The organism is Salinisphaera sp. (assembly GCF_002729955.1).
Taxonomy (GTDB): Bacteria; Pseudomonadota; Gammaproteobacteria; order Nevskiales; family Salinisphaeraceae; genus Salinisphaera.
The window spans coordinates 34,923-53,677 of the sequence record NZ_PBYA01000027.1; the positions used below are offsets into that span (position 1 = coordinate 34,923).

18 protein-coding genes and 1 tRNA gene are annotated in these 18,755 nt (G+C 63.0%); 18 read left to right on the top strand and 1 reads right to left on the bottom strand.

Annotated features, from left to right (window positions below; genetic code table 11):
- The first annotated feature begins 125 nt into the window (after positions 1–125).
- The 17 genes from CMN27_RS06705 to CMN27_RS06785 all read left to right on the top strand — a co-directional run bounded on the left by CMN27_RS06705 (position 126) and on the right by CMN27_RS06785 (position 17,591).
- A complete protein-coding gene (locus CMN27_RS06705; RefSeq protein WP_293625016.1) occupies positions 126–3,023 on the top strand; it encodes a 2-oxoglutarate dehydrogenase E1 component in 2,898 nt (965 codons plus the stop codon).
- Between the two features lie 64 nt (positions 3,024–3,087).
- Positions 3,088–4,422 (top strand): 2-oxoglutarate dehydrogenase complex dihydrolipoyllysine-residue succinyltransferase, encoded by a 1,335-nt coding sequence (gene odhB / locus CMN27_RS06710; RefSeq protein WP_293625017.1) that lies wholly within the window; start codon positions 3,088–3,090, stop codon positions 4,420–4,422.
- 41 nt (positions 4,423–4,463) lie between these two features.
- On the top strand, positions 4,464–5,900 hold the full coding sequence (gene lpdA, locus CMN27_RS06715) for a dihydrolipoyl dehydrogenase (protein WP_293625018.1): 1,437 nt from the start codon (positions 4,464–4,466) through the stop codon (positions 5,898–5,900).
- 7 nt (positions 5,901–5,907) lie between these two features.
- Positions 5,908–7,893, top strand: coding sequence for a KUP/HAK/KT family potassium transporter (locus CMN27_RS06720; protein ID WP_293625019.1), 1,986 nt, complete (start codon positions 5,908–5,910; stop codon positions 7,891–7,893).
- Between the two features lie 96 nt (positions 7,894–7,989).
- Complete coding sequence (locus CMN27_RS06725; RefSeq protein ID WP_293625020.1) at positions 7,990–8,739, top strand: YebC/PmpR family DNA-binding transcriptional regulator; 750 nt, start codon at positions 7,990–7,992, stop codon at positions 8,737–8,739.
- A gap of 7 nt (positions 8,740–8,746) precedes the next feature.
- Positions 8,747–9,259: a crossover junction endodeoxyribonuclease RuvC gene (gene ruvC, locus CMN27_RS06730; protein WP_293625021.1), complete on the top strand. Its 513-nt coding sequence runs from the start codon at positions 8,747–8,749 to the stop codon at positions 9,257–9,259.
- The gene (gene ruvA, locus CMN27_RS06735) at positions 9,256–9,879 is read left to right on the top strand and encodes a Holliday junction branch migration protein RuvA (RefSeq protein WP_293625022.1); all 624 of its coding nucleotides are present in this window, start codon (positions 9,256–9,258) and stop codon (positions 9,877–9,879) included. The genes ruvC and ruvA overlap by 4 nt, the downstream gene beginning before the upstream one ends.
- Before the next feature lies 1 nt (position 9,880).
- On the top strand, positions 9,881–10,936 hold the full coding sequence (ruvB, locus tag CMN27_RS06740) for a Holliday junction branch migration DNA helicase RuvB (protein WP_293625023.1): 1,056 nt from the start codon (positions 9,881–9,883) through the stop codon (positions 10,934–10,936).
- Positions 10,929–11,348: a tol-pal system-associated acyl-CoA thioesterase gene (ybgC, locus tag CMN27_RS06745; protein ID WP_293625024.1), complete on the top strand. Its 420-nt coding sequence runs from the start codon at positions 10,929–10,931 to the stop codon at positions 11,346–11,348. Before ruvB ends, ybgC begins: the two co-directional genes overlap by 8 nt.
- Positions 11,345–12,088: a protein TolQ gene (tolQ, locus tag CMN27_RS06750; protein WP_293625025.1), complete on the top strand. Its 744-nt coding sequence runs from the start codon at positions 11,345–11,347 to the stop codon at positions 12,086–12,088. Before ybgC ends, tolQ begins: the two co-directional genes overlap by 4 nt.
- Positions 12,089–12,118: 30 nt before the next feature.
- Positions 12,119–12,556 (top strand): protein TolR, encoded by a 438-nt coding sequence (tolR, locus tag CMN27_RS06755; protein ID WP_293625026.1) that lies wholly within the window; start codon positions 12,119–12,121, stop codon positions 12,554–12,556.
- 2 nt (positions 12,557–12,558) lie between these two features.
- Entirely contained in the window at positions 12,559–13,740 is a 1,182-nt protein-coding gene (tolA, locus tag CMN27_RS06760) for a cell envelope integrity protein TolA (protein WP_293625027.1), read from the top strand.
- Complete coding sequence (tolB, locus tag CMN27_RS06765) at positions 13,737–15,047, top strand: Tol-Pal system beta propeller repeat protein TolB (protein ID WP_293625028.1); 1,311 nt, start codon at positions 13,737–13,739, stop codon at positions 15,045–15,047. Before tolA ends, tolB begins: the two co-directional genes overlap by 4 nt.
- Before the next feature lie 85 nt (positions 15,048–15,132).
- Entirely contained in the window at positions 15,133–15,708 is a 576-nt protein-coding gene (pal, locus tag CMN27_RS06770) for a peptidoglycan-associated lipoprotein Pal (protein ID WP_293625029.1), read from the top strand.
- Positions 15,709–15,717: 9 nt separating this feature from the next.
- Positions 15,718–16,482: a tol-pal system protein YbgF gene (gene ybgF / locus CMN27_RS06775; protein ID WP_293625030.1), complete on the top strand. Its 765-nt coding sequence runs from the start codon at positions 15,718–15,720 to the stop codon at positions 16,480–16,482.
- Positions 16,483–16,778: 296 nt separating this feature from the next.
- Positions 16,779–17,477, top strand: a complete 699-nt coding sequence (gene queC / locus CMN27_RS06780; RefSeq protein WP_293625031.1) for a 7-cyano-7-deazaguanine synthase QueC — start codon at positions 16,779–16,781, stop codon at positions 17,475–17,477.
- Positions 17,478–17,515: 38 nt separating this feature from the next.
- Positions 17,516–17,591, top strand: a tRNA-Lys gene (locus CMN27_RS06785).
- A 97-nt stretch (positions 17,592–17,688) separates the two neighbouring features.
- Here CMN27_RS06785 and gloA read toward each other — a convergent pair.
- On the bottom strand, positions 17,689–18,201 hold the full coding sequence (gloA, locus tag CMN27_RS06790) for a lactoylglutathione lyase (protein ID WP_293625032.1): 513 nt from the start codon (positions 18,199–18,201) through the stop codon (positions 17,689–17,691).
- A gap of 79 nt (positions 18,202–18,280) precedes the next feature.
- Here gloA and CMN27_RS06795 point away from each other — a divergent pair, with 79 nt between their 5' ends.
- Complete coding sequence (locus CMN27_RS06795; protein WP_293625033.1) at positions 18,281–18,715, top strand: hotdog fold thioesterase; 435 nt, start codon at positions 18,281–18,283, stop codon at positions 18,713–18,715.
- Positions 18,716–18,755: the final 40 nt, after the last annotated feature.

Consider the following 18,755-nt stretch of genomic DNA (forward strand, 5'->3'; position numbering starts at 1 on the left):
GTCACGGGCAACGATACGGTTTGTTATCATAAGCGGCCATCGCGGCGCCCGCCGGCAGGCGTCGCATCGGCACGGTTTGACAGAGGCGATCCCGGCGCCTCGACACGGCCACAGGGCCTTAGTCTATGAAAAGCGAACTTAACGACAAGTTCATCGAGAATTCCCCTCTGTTCGGCGGCAATGCGGCCTACGTCGAGTCCTACTACGAGCAGTACCTCAAGGATCCCGACTCGGTCGAGCCGAGCTGGCGCGAATACTTCAAAAGCCTCAACGGCGACGGCGCGGAAGACATCGCGCACGGGCCGATTCGCGATTCATTCGTGGATACGCAGGCGTCGGCCGGGCAGGGTGCGCGCCCACGTGCGAGCATGTCGCAGCGTGCGGCCCAGAAGCAGGCCGGCGTGCTGCGTCTGATCAACTACTACCGCATGCGCGGCCATCAGGCTGCCGATCTGGATCCGCTCGGCCTCTACGAGCGTCCGAACGTGCCCGATCTCGACCCGGCTTTCCATGGTCTGGGCGAGGCGGACATGGACACGGTGTTCAATACCGGGTCGCTGTTCACCGAAGCGGACGAGCTGCCGCTGCGCGATATCATCGATATCTGCAAGCGCGTGTACACGGGCACCATCGGCACCGAGTACATGTACATCACCGACACCCGCCAGAAGCGCTGGATTCAGCGTCGGCTTGAGGCGAGCGTCGACAAGCCGCGCCTGAACGAAAAGGAAAAGCGGGAAGTCCTGCGCCAGCTGACCGCCGCCGAAGGCATTGAACGCTATCTGCATACCAAGTATGTCGGGCAGAAGCGTTTCTCGCTGGAAGGCGCGGACAGCATGATCCCCGCGCTGGATGAAGTGGTGCGTTCGGCTGCGCGCAGCCACGTGGACGAGATCGTCATCGGCATGGCCCATCGCGGCCGCCTGAACGTGCTCGTGAACATTCTCGGCAAGTCGCCGAAGGAACTGTTTGCCGAGTTCGAAGGCGACTACGACCTCGACGAACTCGAAATGTCGGGCGACGTGAAATACCACATGGGTTTCTCGACCGATATCGAGATCGAAGACGAGCGCGTGCATCTCGTGCTGGCCTTCAACCCCTCGCATCTCGAGGCCGTGAACCCGGTTGTGCAGGGTTCGGTCAAGGCACGCCAGGAACGCCGTCACGACGAAGAAGGCGAAACCATTCTGCCGGTGCTCATCCACGGCGATGCGTCGTTCGCCGGCCAGGGCATCGTCATGGAAACGCTGCAGCTGTCGCAGGCGGAAGGCTATGCCACCGGCGGCACCGTGCATCTGGTGGTGAACAACCAGCTCGGCTTCACCATGCAGAACCCGATCACCGCCAAGCTCGGCGAAGTCTCGCGTACGTCGCAGTACTGCACCGACATCGCCAAGATGCTCGAAGCGCCGGTGTTTCACGTCAACGGCGACGATCCGGAAGCGGTCGTGTTCGTCACGCGCCTGGCCATGGACTACCGCGAGACGTTCGGCAAGGACGTGATCATCGACATGATCTGCTATCGCCGCCACGGTCATAACGAGGCGGACGAACCGGCGGTCACCCAGCCGCTGATGTATCAGAAGGTCAAGCAGATGGAGACCACCCGCAAGCTGTATGCGGGCAAGCTCGAATCCGAAGGCCTGATCGACAAGGACGAAGCCCAGCAGTTCGCCGACGCCTATCGCGACGGCCTGGACGAGGGCAAGAACATTTCGCGTACCACGCTGGGCCTGGTCGGCAACGAGCATACCGTGGACTGGGGGCGCTACAGCCGGCAGCGCTGGTCGGATATCGTGGATACGTCGGTGCCGGTGGAAACCCTGCAGCGGCTCGCGGCCCGCCTGCACGAACTGCCCGACAGCTTTGAATTGCACAAGCGTGCCCAGCGCATCATCGACGATCGCGGCAAGATGGCGGCCGGCGCCTCGCGTATCGACTGGGGTTTTGCCGAGCACATGGCGTACGCGACTCTGCTCGACGATGGCTTCAACGTGCGTCTGTCGGGCCAGGACTCGGGTCGTGGCACGTTCTTTCATCGCCACTCGGTGCTCTACAACCAGAAGGACGGTCAGAAATTCGTCCCGTTGAAGCATGTCGGTCGTGAAAGCTCGGTGTTCACAGTCAATGACACGCTGCTGTCCGAGGCGGGCGTGCTTGGTTTCGAATACGGCTATGCTACCGCCGACCCGTCGACGCTCACCATCTGGGAAGCCCAGTTCGGTGACTTCGTCAACGGCGCCCAGGTGATCATCGATCAGTTCATTTCCAGCGGCCAGGCCAAGTGGGGTCGGCTATGTGGTCTGGTGATGTTCCTGCCGCATGGCTATGAAGGCCAGGGGCCGGAGCATTCCTCGGCGCGCCTGGAACGCTTCCTGCAGCTCTGTGCCGAGCGCCACATGATCGTGTGCGTACCGTCCACGCCGGCGCAGTGGTTCCACCTGCTGCGCCAGCAAATGGTGCGCGATCTGCGCATGCCGCTGGTGGTGCTTACGCCCAAGAGCCTGCTGCGTCACCGGCTGTCGACCTCGACGCTGGAAGACCTGGCCGAAGGCCAGTTCAACTTCGTGATCGACGAGCCGGACAGCATCGACGACGACGCCATCGAGCGGGTCGTGTTCTGTAGCGGCAAGGTCTACTACGACCTCTATCAGGCCCGCGAAGAGCGCGAGCTGGACAACGTGGCGCTGGTGCGTATCGAACAGCTCTATCCGTTCCCGGCCAACGACTATGCCGCGGTGCTCGAGCGCTACAAGAACGCCGAGGAAGTGGTGTGGTGTCAGGAAGAGCCGGAGAACCAGGGCGCCTGGTATCAGATCAAGCATCGCCTGCAGGTGCCGCTGGCCGAGCGCCATGAGCTGCTTTATGCCACGCGCCCGGGTGCCGCTACCACGGCGGCGGGTTACCACAAGCTGCACGTCAAGCAGCAGGAAGCGGTGGTCGACGCGGGCCTGACCGGCGGCGAGCGCCTCGTGGACAAGGGCAAGGCGCAGACGCGCAAGTCCCGTTCCAAGAAGAAGTGATACTGGCCGCGCACTAGCACGCGGATTCACGTCAACGATCTCGACAAGTTAGGAAACACCAAGCATGGCCACAGAAGTCAAAGTCCCGGAGCTTCCGGAATCCGTCAGTGAAGCCACCGTGGGTGAGTGGCAGAAGAACAAGGGCGACAAGGTCGGCCGCGACGAGAACCTCGTCGACCTCGAGACCGACAAGGTCGTGCTCGAGGTGCCCTCCACCTCGGCGGGCGTGCTCGCCGAAATCAAGGTCTCCGCGGGTGACACGGTCAAGGCGGGCGACGTGCTGGCCATCGTCGAGGAAGGCGACGGCGCGGACGCCGGTGACGACAGTGACGAAGACGCCTCCGACGACGGCAAGAAGGCCGAGGCCGACGAAGACAGCGACGACGACGCCAAGAGCGACGACAGCAAAGACGACGGCGCCGACGAGTCCGACTCGGGCGACGACGAAGCGATCGCCAGTCCGGCGGCCAAGAAGCTGATGGACGAGAACGACATCGCTGCGCGCAATGTCGACGGCACCGGCAAGGACGGCCGTATCACCAAGGCGGACGTACAGAAGGCGATCGACAACAAGGGCGATTCCAAGCCGGCCCAGGGCGAGGAAAAATCGGAGTCGCGCGGCGAATCCCGTTCCGAGCGCGAGGAGCAGGCCGTTTCCGAACAGGCCGACCGTCAGGCCCTGGCCGACGCGCCCAGCGAGCGCACCGAACAGCGCGTGCCGATGACGCGCATTCGCCAGCGCATCGCCGAGCGTCTGCTGGATGCCAGCCAGAATACCGCCATGCTCACGACCTTCAACGAGGTCGACATGAAGGCGGTGATGGAGCTGCGCAACCAGTACAAGGACAAGTTCGAGAAGGACCACGAAGTCCGTCTCGGCTTCATGTCGTTCTTCGTCAAGGCCGCGGTCGAGGCGCTCAAGCGTTTCCCGATCGTCAACGCTTCCATCGACGAAGGCGATATCGTCTATCACGGTTTCTACGATATCGGCGTGGCCGTATCGTCGCCGCGTGGCCTGCTCGTGCCGGTGCTGCGTGACGCTGATCAGCAGTCCTATGCCCAGATCGAGTCCACGATCCGCGATCTCGGCAAGCGCGCCCAGGAAGGCAAGGTCACCATGGACGAAATGAGTGGCGGCACCTTCACGATCACCAACGGCGGCGTGTTCGGCTCGCTGCTGTCGACGCCGATCATCAACCCGCCGCAGGCTGCGATTCTGGGCATGCATGCGACCAACGAAAAACCGGTGGTGGTCGACGGCGAGATCGTGATCCGCCCGGTCATGCAGCTTGCGCTGTCCTACGATCACCGTCTCATTGACGGCCGCGATGCGGTGCTGTTCCTGCGCACGATCAAGGAACTCATCGAAGATCCGGCCCGGTTGCTGCTGCAGGTCTAGGCCCACAGTCGTAACCGCCACACGTAATTGCAAGGAAAAGCATGAGCAAGGAATTCGATGTCGTCGTTATCGGCGCAGGTCCGGCCGGCTATGTCGCGGCCATTCGCGCGGCACAGCTGGGCATGGACGTCGCCTGTATCGACAAATGGCTGGACCTCGACGACAAACCGTCGCTGGGTGGTACCTGCCTGAACGCGGGTTGCATCCCCTCGAAGGCGCTGCTCGAGTCCAGTGAGCTCTACGATCGCGCGAACAACGAGTTCGCCGATCACGGCATCAAGGCGAGCAAGGTCGAACTCGACCTGGCCAAGATGCAGAAGCGCAAGGCCGGCGTGGTCTCCCAGCTGACCGGCGGTATCGCCAGCCTGTTCAAGGCCAACGGCGTGAAGTCGTTCGCCGGCAGCGGTCAGGTGGTGGATTCCGGCGAAGTGCTGTTCGTCGATCACGATGGCAAGGAAGCCACCTTCAAGGCCGACAAGATCATCATCGCCGCCGGTTCCGAGCCGGTCGAGCTCGATATCGCCCCCTTCGACGGCGATCGCATCGTCGATTCCTGGGGCGCGCTCGAATTCGACGAGGTGCCGAAGAAGCTGGGCGTCATCGGCGCCGGCTATATCGGCGTGGAACTGGGCAGTGTCTGGTCGCGCCTGGGCAGCGACGTGACGCTGCTGGAAGCCGTCGACGAATTCATGCCGATCGCTGATCGCGACGTGGCCAAGGAAGGCCTGAAGTCGTTCAGGAAGCAGGGCCTGGATATCCAGCTTGGTGCCCGCGTCACCGAAGCCAAGGCGACCAAGAACGGCGTCGAGGTCAAGTACACGCAGGGTGACGAATCGCATACGACCACCTTCGACCGCCTGGTGGTCGCCGTGGGCCGGCGTCCCCATACGAAAGACCTGTGTGCCAAGGGCGCGCGCGTGGAGCTCGACGACAAAGGTTTTGTCGACGTCGACGAGAGCTTTCGTACCAGCCTGCCGGGTGTCTATGCCGTCGGCGACGTGATCGGCAATCCGATGCTGGCCCATAAGGGCATGGAAGAGGGCGTCGCCGTTGCCGAGATTCTGGCCGGCCAGAAGCCGCACCTGAACTACGACGTGATTCCCTCGGTTGTCTATACCCACCCTGAGATGGCGTGGGTCGGCAAGAGCGAAGCCCAGATAAAGTCGGCCGGTACCGAGTATCGCGTTGGCCAGGTGCCTTTCGCGGCCAACGGTCGTGCCAAGGCGCTGGCTCAGCAGGGCGGTTTCGTCAAGATGATCGCCGATGCCAAGACCGACGAGATTCTGGGCGTGCACATGATCGGGCCGTATGTCTCCGAGCTGGTTCAGGAAATGGTCGTGGCCATGGAGTACAAGGCGTCGAGCGAAGATATCGCCCGAATCATCCACGGGCATCCCACGCTGGGCGAAACGGTGCATGAAACCGCGCTGGCGGTGGACGGGCGACCGATTCATTTCCCGCCGAAGCGCAAGAAGTAAGCGCTGAATGGCCGCCGAGGAAGAAGATCGCTCGCTAGCTAAAGGCAGCAAGAACGGTACCGACGAATCCGCCGACGACACGAGCGCCGGCGGTTCGCATAACGGTGACCACACGCACTCGAACGGCAACGACAAGGGCAAGCAGTCGTTGCCGTTTCTGTGCCTGGCGGCGCTGGGCATCGTCTATGGCGATATCGGCACCAGCCCGATCTACGCGCTACGCGAAGCGTTCTATTCCCACGATGGTATTTCCGTCGTGCCGGCCAATATCTTCGGCGTGCTGTCACTGCTGTTCTGGTCGCTGATCATTGTGATCTCGATCAAGTATCTTGCGGTGGTCATGCGCGCGAGCAACAACGGCGAGGGCGGTATCATCGCCCTCGTCGCCCTGCTCAATCCGTGGAAGACGGAAAAGAAAAGCCGTCGCTACATGCTCATGCTGCTGGGCCTGTTTGGTGCGGCCCTGTTGTACGGCGATGGCACGATCACACCCGCGATTTCCGTGCTCAGCGCGATCGAAGGGCTGGAAGTTGCGACCCCGGCGTTCAAGCCGTATATCGTGCCGATCACCATCGCCATTCTGGTCGGCCTGTTTCTGATTCAGAAACGGGGCACGGCCACGGTCGGCTCCCTGTTCGGCCCGGTCATGCTGACCTGGTTCACGGTGCTCGGCCTGCTGGGCATCAACGGCATCGTTCATCACCCGGGCGTATTCGCGGCCGTCAATCCGATGTACGCCGCCAGCTTCTTTGCCGATAACGGCCTCGCCGGATTTCTCGTGCTCGGCACGGTCTTCCTGGTGGTGACCGGTGGCGAGGCGCTGTATGCGGATATGGGCCACTTCGGCCTGGCACCGATTCGCCTGGCCTGGTTCTTTCTGGTTCTGCCCGCGCTGTTGCTGAATTACTTCGGCCAGGGCGCGATGATGCTGGAAAACCCCGATATCACCCAGCCCTTCTACCAGATGGCGCCCGACTGGGCCCTCTATCCGGTCGTGGGTCTGGCGACGCTTGCGACGGTGATCGCCTCCCAGGCGGTGATTTCCGGCGTGTTTTCACTCACCCGGCAGGCGGTTCAGCTCGGCCAGCTGCCGCGGCTAAATATCGTGCAGACCTCGCACGAGTCCTACGGCCAGGTCTATATCCCGTTCATGAACTGGGTGTTGATGGCTGCGACCATCGGGCTCGTTCTGGGGTTCGGCTCGTCGAGCAATCTGGCCGCCGCCTATGGCGTGGCCGTTTCCATGGATATGGTCATCACCACGATCCTGGCGTTCTTCGTGGCGTATCGCTGGGGCTGGTTCCCGCGCATCGCAGGGGTCATCGCGGCGGTACTGCTGGTGGTCGACCTCGCCTTCTTCGGCGCCAACGTGTTCAAGATTCCGGACGGCGGCTGGTATCCGCTGGTGGTCGCCGGCGTGATCTTTTTCATCATGGGCACCTGGCGGCGCGGCCGTGAGCTGGTGGGTCGCCAGCTCCAGGACGATACGGAACCGCTCGACGAGTTCATCGAATCGCTCGACGAACTGCCGATGCGTATCGAGGGCACCGCGGTGTTCATGACCGAGGCGACCCACAAGACGCCGCCGATGCTGCTGCATCATCTGCGTCACAACCGCGTGCTGCACGAGCAGGTGATTCTGCTCACGGTGAATACGCTCGACGTGCCGCGGGTACCGGCAGCGGATCGGCTCAAGATCGAAGACCTCGGTCGCGGCGTCTATCGCGTGCAGGTTTACTATGGCTTCATGCAGGCCAGCAACGTGCCGGTGGCGCTGCGATTCGCCGGTGAGTTCGGCCTGGATGTAGACCTTGAACACACCACCTTCTATGTCGGCCGCGAGTCGCTCATCCCCACCAGCGAAGTGCCGGGCATGATGGTATGGCGCGAGCATATGTTCGCGTTCATGGCCCTCAACGCCACGCGGGCGACGTCCTACTACCGTATTCCGCCCGAACGGGTGGTGGAACTCGGTATTCAGATAGAAATCTGACCGGGCCGGCGGCGAGGGCGAAGACAGTCAGACCGCTCGCCCCGGCCTACGGCTGGTAGAATCCCGGCACGGTTTGCAGCGCAACCACGAGGCATTATGGCAGGCCATAGTAAATGGGCGAATATTCAGCACCGCAAGAACGCCCAGGACAAGAAGCGCGGTAAGATTTTCACCAAGATCATTCGCGAGATCACGGTGGCCGCCCGCATGGGCGGCGGCGATCCGAACGACAACCCGCGGCTGCGGCTGGCCTGGGACAAGGCGCTGGCCGCCAACATGCCCAAGGACAACATCGAACGGGCGGTCAAGCGCGGTACCGGCGACGGGCAGGGCGACAACTACGAAGAGATTCGTTACGAAGGGTACGGCCCGAACGGGGTCGCGATCATGGTCGACTGCATGACCGACAACAAGAACCGGACGGTCTCCGAGGTGCGCTACACCTTTAACCGCAACGGCGGCAATCTGGGTGCCGACGGTTCGGTGGCCTATCTGTTCGATCGCAAGGGCGTACTCACCTACGGTCCGGACAACGACGACGAAGACGTGCTCGCGCCGGCGCTGGATGCCGGAGCCGAGGACCTCGTGGAATACGAAGACGGCTCCTTCGACGTGCTCACCGCGCCCGACGACTACACCCAGGTCAAGGCGGCGGTGGAAGCGGCCGGCTTCGCGCCGGATGCGGCCGATGTGACCATGCGTCCGGCAACGACCGTCGAACTGCAGGGCGAGGACGCACAGAACTGTCTCAAGCTGCTCGACGCACTCGAGGATCTGGACGACGTACAGAACGTCTACAGCAACGTCGAGCTGGACGCAGAAACTCTTGCCGACGCGCCGGCCTGACGGCGGCATGGCACGTATTCTCGGAATCGATCCGGGTTCCACGGTCACGGGTTTCGCGGTGATCGAGGGCGGCGCCCAGCCGCGCTCGATCGTTATCGACTGTATTCGCCTGCCGCGCGAGGCGTTCCCGGTTCGGCTGGGCCTTATCTTCGAACGGCTGAGCGCGGTCATCAACGAGTACCGCCCCGACGAGATGGCGATCGAGGATGTATTTGTATCGCGCAACGCCGCGAGCGCGCTCAAGCTCGGTCAGGCTCGCGGGGCGGCCATCTGTGCCGGCGCGGCCAACGGACTGCCTGTTTCGGAATACACGCCAACCCAGATCAAGCAGGCCATCGTGGGGCGTGGCCATGCCGACAAGAAGCAGATCCAGCACATGGTGCGCGTGCTGCTGGGCGTGGATTCCACGTTGCAGGCTGATGCGGCGGACGCCGCAGGCGTGGCCGTATGCCATATCCACCACAGCCGTAGCGCGGCGCGCATGAAGATCGCTGCGAACACCACCGGGCGCCGGGCATGATCGGACAGCTACGCGGGCGCATCATCGAAAAACAGCCGCCACGGCTGGTCATCGACGTGGGCGGGGTGGGCTATGAAGTCGAAGCCCCGTTGTCGACCTTTTTCGCTCTCGGCGAGGGCCGCCGGCCGGGCGATAACGCCAGCCACGGTGAAGTCACGCTGTTGACGCAGATGGTGGTGCGCGAAGACGCCATGCTGCTCTACGGGTTTGCCACCGCCGACGAACGCAGCCTGTTTCGGGAGTTGATCAAGGTTTCCGGCGTCGGCGCCAAGCTCGCGTTGACCGTACTCTCCGGTATGAGCGTGGCGGATTTCGTCGCCACCATTGAAGCCGACGACGCTGCGCGGCTGACTGGGCTGCCGGGCGTGGGCAAGAAGACGGCGGCGCGCCTGCTGGTGGAAATGCGTGACAAGCTCTCTGGCACCGCGATCGCGCCGGCGCTGGCCCCGGCGGCCAGCAGCGAAGCCGGCGTTGGCGACGTGCAGTCGATCGCCCGCCAGGCGTTGACCTCTCTGGGCTACAAGCCGGCCGAATCGGACCGGTTGCTCAAGGGCATCGACGCCGAGGGCATGGACAGCGAAGCCCTGATTCGCGAAGCCCTGCGCCGGGCGGTGCGCTGACATGGAAGACGCACAACGACTGATCGGCGCCAGCGCACAGGGCGACGAGGTGCGTTTCGATCGCGCGCTGCGCCCGCGCGGCCTGGCCGAATACATCGGCCAGGCCAGCGTACGCGAACAGATGGAGATATTCGTCAGCGCCGCCCGGGCCCGTGGCGAAGCGCTCGACCATGTGCTGATCTTCGGCCCGCCGGGCCTGGGCAAGACCACGCTGGCACACGTGATCGCCAATGAGATGCAGGTGGGTTTTCGCCAGACCTCGGGGCCGGTACTGGAACGCCCGGGCGATCTGGCCGCGCTGCTGACCAACCTCGAGCCCAACGATGTGCTGTTCATCGACGAAATCCACCGGCTGTCGCCGGTCGTCGAAGAGGTGCTCTATCCGGCGCTTGAGGACTACCAGATCGATATCGTCATCGGCGAAGGCCCGGCCGCGCGTTCGATCAAGCTCGATCTGCCGGCCTTCACCCTGGTGGGGGCGACCACCCGCGCCGGTGCGCTGACCTCGCCGCTGCGCGATCGTTTCGGTATCGCCCAGCGGCTGGAGTTCTATTCGCATAGCGATCTGGCGCATATCGTCACCCGTTCGGCCGCCATTCTCGACGTGTCGATCGATGAGGAGGGCGCGGCCGAGATCGCAAGACGCGCCCGGGGTACGCCACGGGTGGCCAATCGCCTGCTCCGGCGCGTCCGTGACTATGCCGAAGTCCGGGCCGATGGGCGTATCAGCCATGCCGTGGCCCGCCAGGCCATGGACATGCTCAAGGTGGACGACAACGGTTTCGACATCATGGACCGCAAACTGCTCGGCGCACTGCTCGAAAAATTCGACGGCGGGCCGGTGGGCGTGGAAAGCCTTGCGGCCGCGATCGGCGAAGCACGCGAGACCATCGAGGACGTCATCGAGCCCTATCTGATTCAGCAGGGCTTCATGATGCGCACCCCGCGTGGCCGGCTCGCCACCCAGGCCAGCTATCGCCATTTCGGACTGCCACAGCCGGCTGCCCGCGATGCCGGCGCGGCGGATCTGTTCAACCCGATGCCCGGCGATGAGTGACGTAGAGCTCTTCGAGCAAACCGCCATGCGCTATCGGCTGCGGGTCTTCTACGAAGACACCGACGCGAGTGGTGTGGTCTATCACGCCAATTATCTGAAGTACCTCGAACGCGCGCGCACTCTCTGGCTGGAAGCCCAGGGGCACAGCCATCGCGCCCTTGCCGACAGCCACGGCATCGCATTCACGCTGGCGGACGCCAACCTCAAGTTCAAGCAGCCCGCACGCCTGGACGACGATATCGAAGTGCTCACCACGGTCGCCGAACACCGCCGTGCCCGCATCATTTTCGAGCAAACCATTCGCCGCGAAAAAACCGTGCTTATTCAGGCACGATTCACTGTCGCGTGTGTCAGAATTCACGATTTCCGGCCCTGTGCGCTGCCGGAGTTATTGCAAAAGGAGATGCAATGAACGTTGCGACGGACATGTCCCTGTGGGGGCTGGTCATGCAGGCAAGCCTGCTCGTCAAACTCGTCATGCTTGCGTTGTTGTTGGCATCCGTTGTGTCCTGGATCCTCATCTTCAGCAAACGACGCCTGCTCAGCCAGACCCAGAACGACATGGAATGGTTCGAGGACCGTTTCTGGTCGGGCGGCAACCTCAAGGATATCTACGCCGAAACCCAGGCCCAGGCCGATACCAGCCGGGGCATGCCGTCGCTGTTCAAGAACGGCTATGACGAACTCCGCCGCCAGCGCAGTGCCGGCAATGCCAGCCCGCAAGAGATCGTGCCTTCAGTACAGCGCGCCATGCGCGTGGCCCTGTCGCGCGAGCTCGAGCGCCTCGAACGCGGCCTGGCGATCCTGGCCACGATCGGCTCGATCAGCCCCTATGTGGGCCTGTTCGGCACCGTCTGGGGCATCATGAGTGCCTTCATTGCCCTGGGTAACGTCAAGCAGGCCAGCCTGTCGATGGTTGCCCCCGGTATCGCCGAAGCGCTGATCGCCACCGCCATGGGCCTGTTCGCGGCCATCCCGGCAGTCGTGGCCTACAACTTCTTCAGCAACAAGGTCGACTTCATCGAGAACCGCTTCCAGACCTTCATGGAAGAGATGTCCGGCATCGTCGAACGCGGCGTGAATGCGGCCACGCCCGCGCCGGAAAAACCACGTCCGGCGCCGGAACCCACGCGCACGCCGCCCGAGCTTTAATCCTGCCGCCTGTCTTCGGAATTACTGACTATGTCTATTCGAGGAAAACGTCGGCTGGCCAGCGAGATCAACGTCGTGCCCTATATCGACGTGATGCTCGTGCTGCTGATCATCTTCATGGTCACCGCACCGTTGTTGACCACCGGCGTCGAAGTCGACCTGCCGGACGCCTCCGCCCAGGTACTGGATACCGAGGACAACGATCCGATCGTGCTCTCGGTCACCCAGGATGGCCAGCTGTATCTCAACGTGGGCGCCAATCCCGACCAGCCGCTGTCCAGCGACGAAGTCACCGATATTGCCTCGCGCGTGATTCGTGAGCGGCCCGACGCCCCCGTGGCCGTACGCGGCGACGGCTCCGGCAGCTACGGCAACGTGGTGCGCGGCATGGTGATGCTGCAGCGCGCGGGTGCCTCGCAGGTGGGGCTGCTGACCGATAACATCGACGACAGCACGAGCGAACGCTGACGATGTGGCAGTCATTCGCGCAGAACTGGCGCGCGGTCATCCTGGCGATCGGTTTGCACGTGCTGATCGCGCTGCTGCTGGTCGTGGGCGTGAACTTCGTCACCGACGCCTCGTCGCGCGGCAATCATGGCCAGAAGATCGTCAACGCCTCCGTGATCAACCCGGACTCCGTGAGCACCGACATGCCGGATGCGGTTTCGCCGGCCGCTGCCCCCGAGGCGCCGCCGACAGAAGCCGAACCGGAGCCCGAACCCGAGCCGGAAGACAATAGCGCAGCCGAGGAAAAGGCGGCGGCGGAAAAGAAGCAGGCCGCCGAGGCCAAGGCGGCCCGCGAAAAGGCCGAAAGCGAACGCAAGGCCAAGGAAGAGGCCGCAGCGGCCGCCGCGCGCGAGAAGGCCGCCGCGGAAGCCCAGGCCAAACGCGAGGCGGACGCGAAAGCCGCGCGCGAAGCCAAGGCCGAGGCGCAGCGCAAAGCCGAAGCCGAAGCCGAACGCAAGGCGAAAGCCGAGGCCGAGCGTAAAGCCAAGGCAGAAGCCGAACGTAAAGCCAAGGCCCAGGCCGAAGCGAAGGAAAAAGCCGAGGCCGAGGCTCGGGCTAAAGCCGAAGCACAGCGCAAGGCCGAGGCCGAGGCGGCGCGCAAGAAAGCCGAAGCAGAAAAACAGGCGCGGGCGGAGGCCGAACGCAAGGCCAAGGCAGAAGCCGAGCGCAAGGCGAAGGCCGAACAAGAGCGTAAGGCCCGAGAAGCCGCCCAACGCAAGGCCGAAGCAGAAAAACAGGCACGCGAGGAAGCCGCCCGCAAGGCCCGTGCCGAGGCACAACGCAAGGCAGCGGCAGAACAGGCGGCTCGCGAAGCAGCCATGCGCGAAGCGATGCAACAGGAAGCCGCCGGCCGCCGCGACGCAGCGAATTCGCGAGCTCTCGGCGCCTATGTGCAGGCGATCAAGGATCGTGTGGAATCGAACTGGGTGCGTCCGCCGGGCGCCCGCGACATTTCCTGTAAAGTACGGGTGAAACAGTTGCCCGGCGGACAGATCACGGGCTTTCGTCTGATCGGGTCCTGTGGAAGCGCGGCAGTGGATCGCTCGGTTGAGCAGGCGATTCGCAAATCCGACCCGTTACCGCGTGCCCCGTCGGACAGCGTCTTTTCTTCTGAAATCGAGTTCAATTTCGAGCCGGATCAATGAAACAAATTCTCGTTAGAACCCAAGCGGCGTTCGCCGCCCTGATCGTGCTGGCGGTCATGGCGTCGGCGCCGGCCCAGGCCGCCCTGCAGGTCGATATCACCGACAGTGCACAGAGCGCGATCCCGATCGCGATCTCGCCGTTCGGCACCAGTGGTGGCACTCTGCCGGTCGACGTGGCCCAGGTGGCCAGCGACGATCTCAAGTCCACCGGCCTGTTCGATGTCACGGAACGCCGCAACATGGCGGAAACGCCCAGCGACGCGAACCAGGTCAACTATCAGACCTGGCGCAGTTCGTCCGTGGATAATCTCGTGGTCGGCTCGGCCGCGCCGAACGGGCAGGGCGGCTATCGGATCACCTTCGATCTGCTGGATGTGTACCAGGGGCGCTCGGTCGCCAGCTTCCAGATCAACGCCGGTCGCAACGAACTGCGCGACGCCGCGCACACCGTTGCCAACCTGATCTACGAAAAATTCGTGGGCGAGAAGGGGTACTTCCTCTCGCGTATCGCCTATATCACCATGGCGAAGGAAAACGGCGCGCTACGCTATCGCCTGATCGTATCCGACTACGACGGCAACAACCCGGCGACCGTGTATTCCTCGCGCGATCCGATCATGTCGCCGGCCTGGTCGCCGGACGGTTCGAAGCTGGCCTATGTGGCCTTTGATATCAACCGCGGTCGCAGCAGCCTGCGCGTGCAGGATCTGGCCAGCGGAAACATCCGCGAGATTTCGTCGCGCGAAGGCATCAACGGCGCGCCGGCCTGGTCGCCGGATGGGCGCAAACTCGCGATGACGCTGTCTTATCGCGGCAATCCGGATATCTACAGCTACGATCTGACCACCAATCAGCTCACCCAGCTGACCAACAACGGTGCCATCGATACCGAAGCCAGCTGGTCGCCCGACGGCAGTCGCATCGCCTTCACATCCGATCGCGGCGGCAAGCCGCAGGTCTACCAGATGCGTAGCGATGGCAGTCAGGTTCAGCGCCTGACTTTCGAGGGCGATAGCAATCAGCGCGCGACCTATTCGCCGGACGGCGGCGAAATCGCCATGGTTCAGAAAAGTGGCAACGGTTTCCGTATTGCAGTTATGGACCTGCAGAACAATAATATCCGTATCGTAAGCGAAGGCCCGCTCGACGACGGCCCGGATTTCGCGCCGAACGGCCAAGCCATCATCTATGCCCGCCAGGGCCGCAACAACGAATTGGCCACGGTATCCACGGACGGCCAGACCCGCTCGCGTCTTTCCCAGAGTGGCGAAGTGCGAGAACCGGCCTGGGGCCCGCTCGGTTATTGATGCCGTCGATCGATCCGTTCAAGAAAGGGCTCGAATGTTTTCGAGCCGACCTGTTCACAAGGAGCTTTTGGAAAAAATGAATAAAATGACGTTTAAAATGGGGCAGCGGTTTTCGCTGATAGCCGTACTGGTTGCGGCCATGCTCGTACTTGCAGCCTGTGGCGGCAAGAAGAACCTGCGCGATGGCGATGACCTGCCGGCTGCCGGCATGGGTGGCCAGGGCGGTGATCAGGGCATGGGCATGAACTCCGGTCGCGATATCGACGTACGCGGCCTCGAGGGTATCGACCCGGCCGACCGCGCCATGTTCATGGACCCGAACAACCCGCTGTCGACCCGTATCATCTACTTCGATCTCGACCAGAGTGCGATTCCGTCGCGCTTCTCGCAGGCGATTCAGGCCCATGGCCGCTATCTGAGCCAGCATCCGAACGTCAAGCTGCGTCTGGAAGGCCATACCGACGAGCGCGGTACGCGTGAGTACAACGTGGCCCTCGGCGAGCGTCGTGCCGAATCCGTGCAGCAGGCGCTGCAGCTGTCGGGCGCGAGCTCGAGCCAGCTGTCCACCCTGTCGTTCGGTGAAGAGCGTCCGGCCGAGCTGGGATCGAACGAATCGGCCTACTCGAAGAACCGTCGCGTCGAGTTCATCTACACCAAGTAAGCAGCCATCATGCGTCACGTACTACCGATAGCACTCGTGACGTTTGCCGTATCCGCGTCGGCCGGGATCACCTCCCGGCCGGCGTCGGCCGCATCGGCGGACGCCGCGCAGAACCAGCAGATCATGCTCGCCCAGGCCGATAACAACGGCGGTCCGAACCTGTTCTCGCTGTTTCAGACGGTTCAGCGGCTTCAATCCGAAGTTCGTGATCTGCAGGGGCAGGTCGATACCCTCAAGTATCAGCTGCGCCAGAACGAACAGGGCCAGCGTGATCTGTACGAAAATCTCGACAAGCGCTTGAGCGCCGTCGAGAGCGGCGGCTCCGCCGGCAGCAGCGCTGCAGGCGGTACGGGCGGGTCCAGCGGCCAGTCGGATTACAGTAGCTCAAGCCAGGATCCGGCGATCGAACAGGCCTATACGGCCGCCTTCGACAAGCTCAAATCCGGCGACTACGACGCCGCCATCGGCGCTTTCAAAGGGTTTCTGGAACAGAACCCGGAAAGCACGTACAGCGACAACGCCTGGTATTGGCTGGGTGAAGCCAACTACGTCAAGCGCAACTACGACGCCGCACTGGAGGCATTCCAGACGGTGGTCAACCGTTTCCGTGCCAGCAGCAAGGTACCGGGCTCGCTCTACAAGATCGGCGTGATCCAGGACGAGCGTGGCGAAACGGACAACGCCTACGGCACGCTCAAGCGGGTCGTCGATCAGTATCCCGACAGCAACGTGGCCGAAATGGCACGCAAGCGCCTTCAGGGCATCGACGGCTAGAAGTATGACCTCAGCCGGCGCGACACAGCGCGCCGGCATTTTCCCGTTGACCTCGTGGCGCGCTAGCCGAATCGTGCGGCAGGACGGCTGATCAGCTATCGGAAGACGGTGTAAGCAATCGCCTCGTGTTGGTCGGCTGGCCCCAGCGCATACGGTTGCTGGTAGAGCGATTGCCTTCTAATTGATTCCTCACGGTGCCCAGCGCCAACTTGCACAGCCGGGCGTAGCGCCACGCGCCATGGACGGCATTTCGTACTCGAAAGCGCTTGGTGCCGCCAACCAACTGACCTGCGATTATGAGCCAGCCGATACGCAATCGCGCAGTCGTTCTTTTCTCCGGCGGCCTGGATTCCACCACCTGTCTGGCGCAGGCGCATGCCGACGGCCATGAGTGCTACGCCCTGAGCTTCGACTATGGCCAGCGCCATACCGCAGAACTGGCGGCGGCCCGGGCCTATGTCAGCGAGCACGACTGGATCGCCGAGCACAAATGCGTGCGGCTCGACTTCGACGGCATGGGCGGTTCAGCGCTGACCGATCCGGCGATCAATGTGCCCGATGCCGGTGGCGAGGGTATCCCCTCGACCTATGTACCGGCCCGCAACACCGTTTTTCTGTCTATAGCGCTCGGCTGGGCCGAGGTACTTGGCGCACAGGCCATTTATATCGGCGTGAACGCGGTGGATTATTCCGGCTATCCGGATTGTCGTCCCGAATTCATCGATGCGTTCGAGCGGATGGCCGCGCTGGCTACGAAGGCTGCCGTACAGGACGGTGACCGCGTTTCCATCAAAACGCCGCTGATCGATTTGAGCAAGGCCGAGATCATCCGCCAGGGGGTCGCGCTGGGCGTCGACTATGCGCGCACGGTGTCCTGTTATCAGGCCGATGTACAGGGCCGTGCCTGTGGGCGTTGTGACGCCTGCGAGCTGCGGCGCGCGGGTTTTGAACAGGCCGGGGTGGCCGATCCCACGATTTATCAATCCGAGCGCTGATTTTCCGAAAAGAATCGGGTATGATGCGCGCCCAATACGGGCCGTTAGCTCAGTTGGTAGAGCAGTTGACTTTTAATCAATTGGTCGCAGGTTCGAATCCTGCACGGCCCACCATTCAACCCGCCATCGCGCGGGTTTTTTGTTGCCTGTAAATCGCGTTGTCTCGGGCCGGCGGGCAGCTGCCGATCGCGTCGGCAGCCGCCGCGCATGACTACTTGCGACCGACCAGTTCGATCCAGTAACCGTCGGGGTCGAGCACGAAGGCGATATGGCTCATGCGCCCATCCTCGGGGCGTTTCTTGAAGGCCACGCCGTTGGCATCCATCCATTCGCAGGCAGCCTGCAGGTCCGGCACGGTAAAGCAGATGTGACCGTAGCCCTGCGGCTCGTCGTTGCCGTTGTGGTAACTCGCCTGCGGGTCGTTCTCCGTACCCCAGTTGTGGGTGAGTTCGAGCACGCCTTCACGGCCGTTAACGTATTTCGCGCGTGCGTCCTTGTCTTCGGGCACGTCGTCGTCGCCGGTACAGGCCAGAAAATAGAGCGTGAATTCGCCTTCCGGCATATCGACCTTGCGTAACAGACGCATGCCGAAAACCTTGGTATAGAAAGCCAGCGAGGCCTGCGGGTCGACGACGCGCACCATGGTGTGGTTGAAGATGAAGCCGCGGGTTTCGCTCGGCACCTCGGCATGCACGCCGGGGCCGTCTTCCGTGTTGAAGGCCATTGCCTGTCCTCTGGGTCGTTGAGAATGTGTGGCCTGTACTATGCACGAGCAGCATGCCCACACGAAACAGGAGAGCGCGATGTCGAAATACTGGTACGAGCCCGTAAGCCTGGAACTGCTGAACGCGGTCAACGATCGCGACATGATTTCGCGGCTCGGCATGGTCTATACCGATTTCAGCGATGACATGATCGAAGCCCGTTTCGAGATCGACGAACGTACGCGCCAGCCCTTCGGGCTGCTCCACGGCGGTATTTCCTGTGCGGTATCCGAATCCATGGGTAGCGTGGCCGCGAATCTGTGCGTGGATCGCGAGCGCTTCGTGTGCGTGGGCATCGAGCTCAATGCCAGCCATCTGCGCGGAGCATCCAGCGGCACGGTACGCGCACGGTGCACGCCGATCCGCGTCGGGCGCAGTACCCAGGTCTGGCAGACCGACCTGTTCGATGAACAGGATCGCCATTTGTGCGTATCGCGTCTCACCGTCGCCGTGGTCGCCGCCGAGCCCCGCTGAGCGCTCGGCCCGGGGTGTATGCCGTGAGCGCATCCGCCCG

Bases quoted from the DNA above. Each gene is read 5' to 3' on its own strand.
- ruvB (WP_293625023.1), top strand. From the start codon at position 9,881: ATGGAAGACGCACAACGACTGATCGGCGCCAGCGCACAGGGCGACGAG.
- tolA (WP_293625027.1), top strand. From the start codon at position 12,559: ATGTGGCAGTCATTCGCGCAGAACTGGCGCGCGGTCATCCTGGCGATC.
- odhB (WP_293625017.1), top strand. From the start codon at position 3,088: ATGGCCACAGAAGTCAAAGTCCCGGAGCTTCCGGAATCCGTCAGTGAA.
- tolB (WP_293625028.1), top strand. From the start codon at position 13,737: ATGAAACAAATTCTCGTTAGAACCCAAGCGGCGTTCGCCGCCCTGATC.
- ybgC (WP_293625024.1), top strand. From the start codon at position 10,929: ATGAGTGACGTAGAGCTCTTCGAGCAAACCGCCATGCGCTATCGGCTG.
- CMN27_RS06725 (WP_293625020.1), top strand. From the start codon at position 7,990: ATGGCAGGCCATAGTAAATGGGCGAATATTCAGCACCGCAAGAACGCC.
- pal (WP_293625029.1), top strand. From the start codon at position 15,133: ATGACGTTTAAAATGGGGCAGCGGTTTTCGCTGATAGCCGTACTGGTT.
- tolQ (WP_293625025.1), top strand. From the start codon at position 11,345: ATGAACGTTGCGACGGACATGTCCCTGTGGGGGCTGGTCATGCAGGCA.
- CMN27_RS06705 (WP_293625016.1), top strand. From the start codon at position 126: ATGAAAAGCGAACTTAACGACAAGTTCATCGAGAATTCCCCTCTGTTC.
- ybgF (WP_293625030.1), top strand. From the start codon at position 15,718: ATGCGTCACGTACTACCGATAGCACTCGTGACGTTTGCCGTATCCGCG.
- lpdA (WP_293625018.1), top strand. From the start codon at position 4,464: ATGAGCAAGGAATTCGATGTCGTCGTTATCGGCGCAGGTCCGGCCGGC.
- CMN27_RS06795 (WP_293625033.1), top strand. From the start codon at position 18,281: ATGTCGAAATACTGGTACGAGCCCGTAAGCCTGGAACTGCTGAACGCG.
- queC (WP_293625031.1), top strand. From the start codon at position 16,779: ATGAGCCAGCCGATACGCAATCGCGCAGTCGTTCTTTTCTCCGGCGGC.
- CMN27_RS06720 (WP_293625019.1), top strand. From the start codon at position 5,908: ATGGCCGCCGAGGAAGAAGATCGCTCGCTAGCTAAAGGCAGCAAGAAC.
- ruvA (WP_293625022.1), top strand. From the start codon at position 9,256: ATGATCGGACAGCTACGCGGGCGCATCATCGAAAAACAGCCGCCACGG.
- tolR (WP_293625026.1), top strand. From the start codon at position 12,119: ATGTCTATTCGAGGAAAACGTCGGCTGGCCAGCGAGATCAACGTCGTG.
- ruvC (WP_293625021.1), top strand. From the start codon at position 8,747: ATGGCACGTATTCTCGGAATCGATCCGGGTTCCACGGTCACGGGTTTC.
- gloA (WP_293625032.1), bottom strand. From the start codon at position 18,201: ATGGCCTTCAACACGGAAGACGGCCCCGGCGTGCATGCCGAGGTGCCG.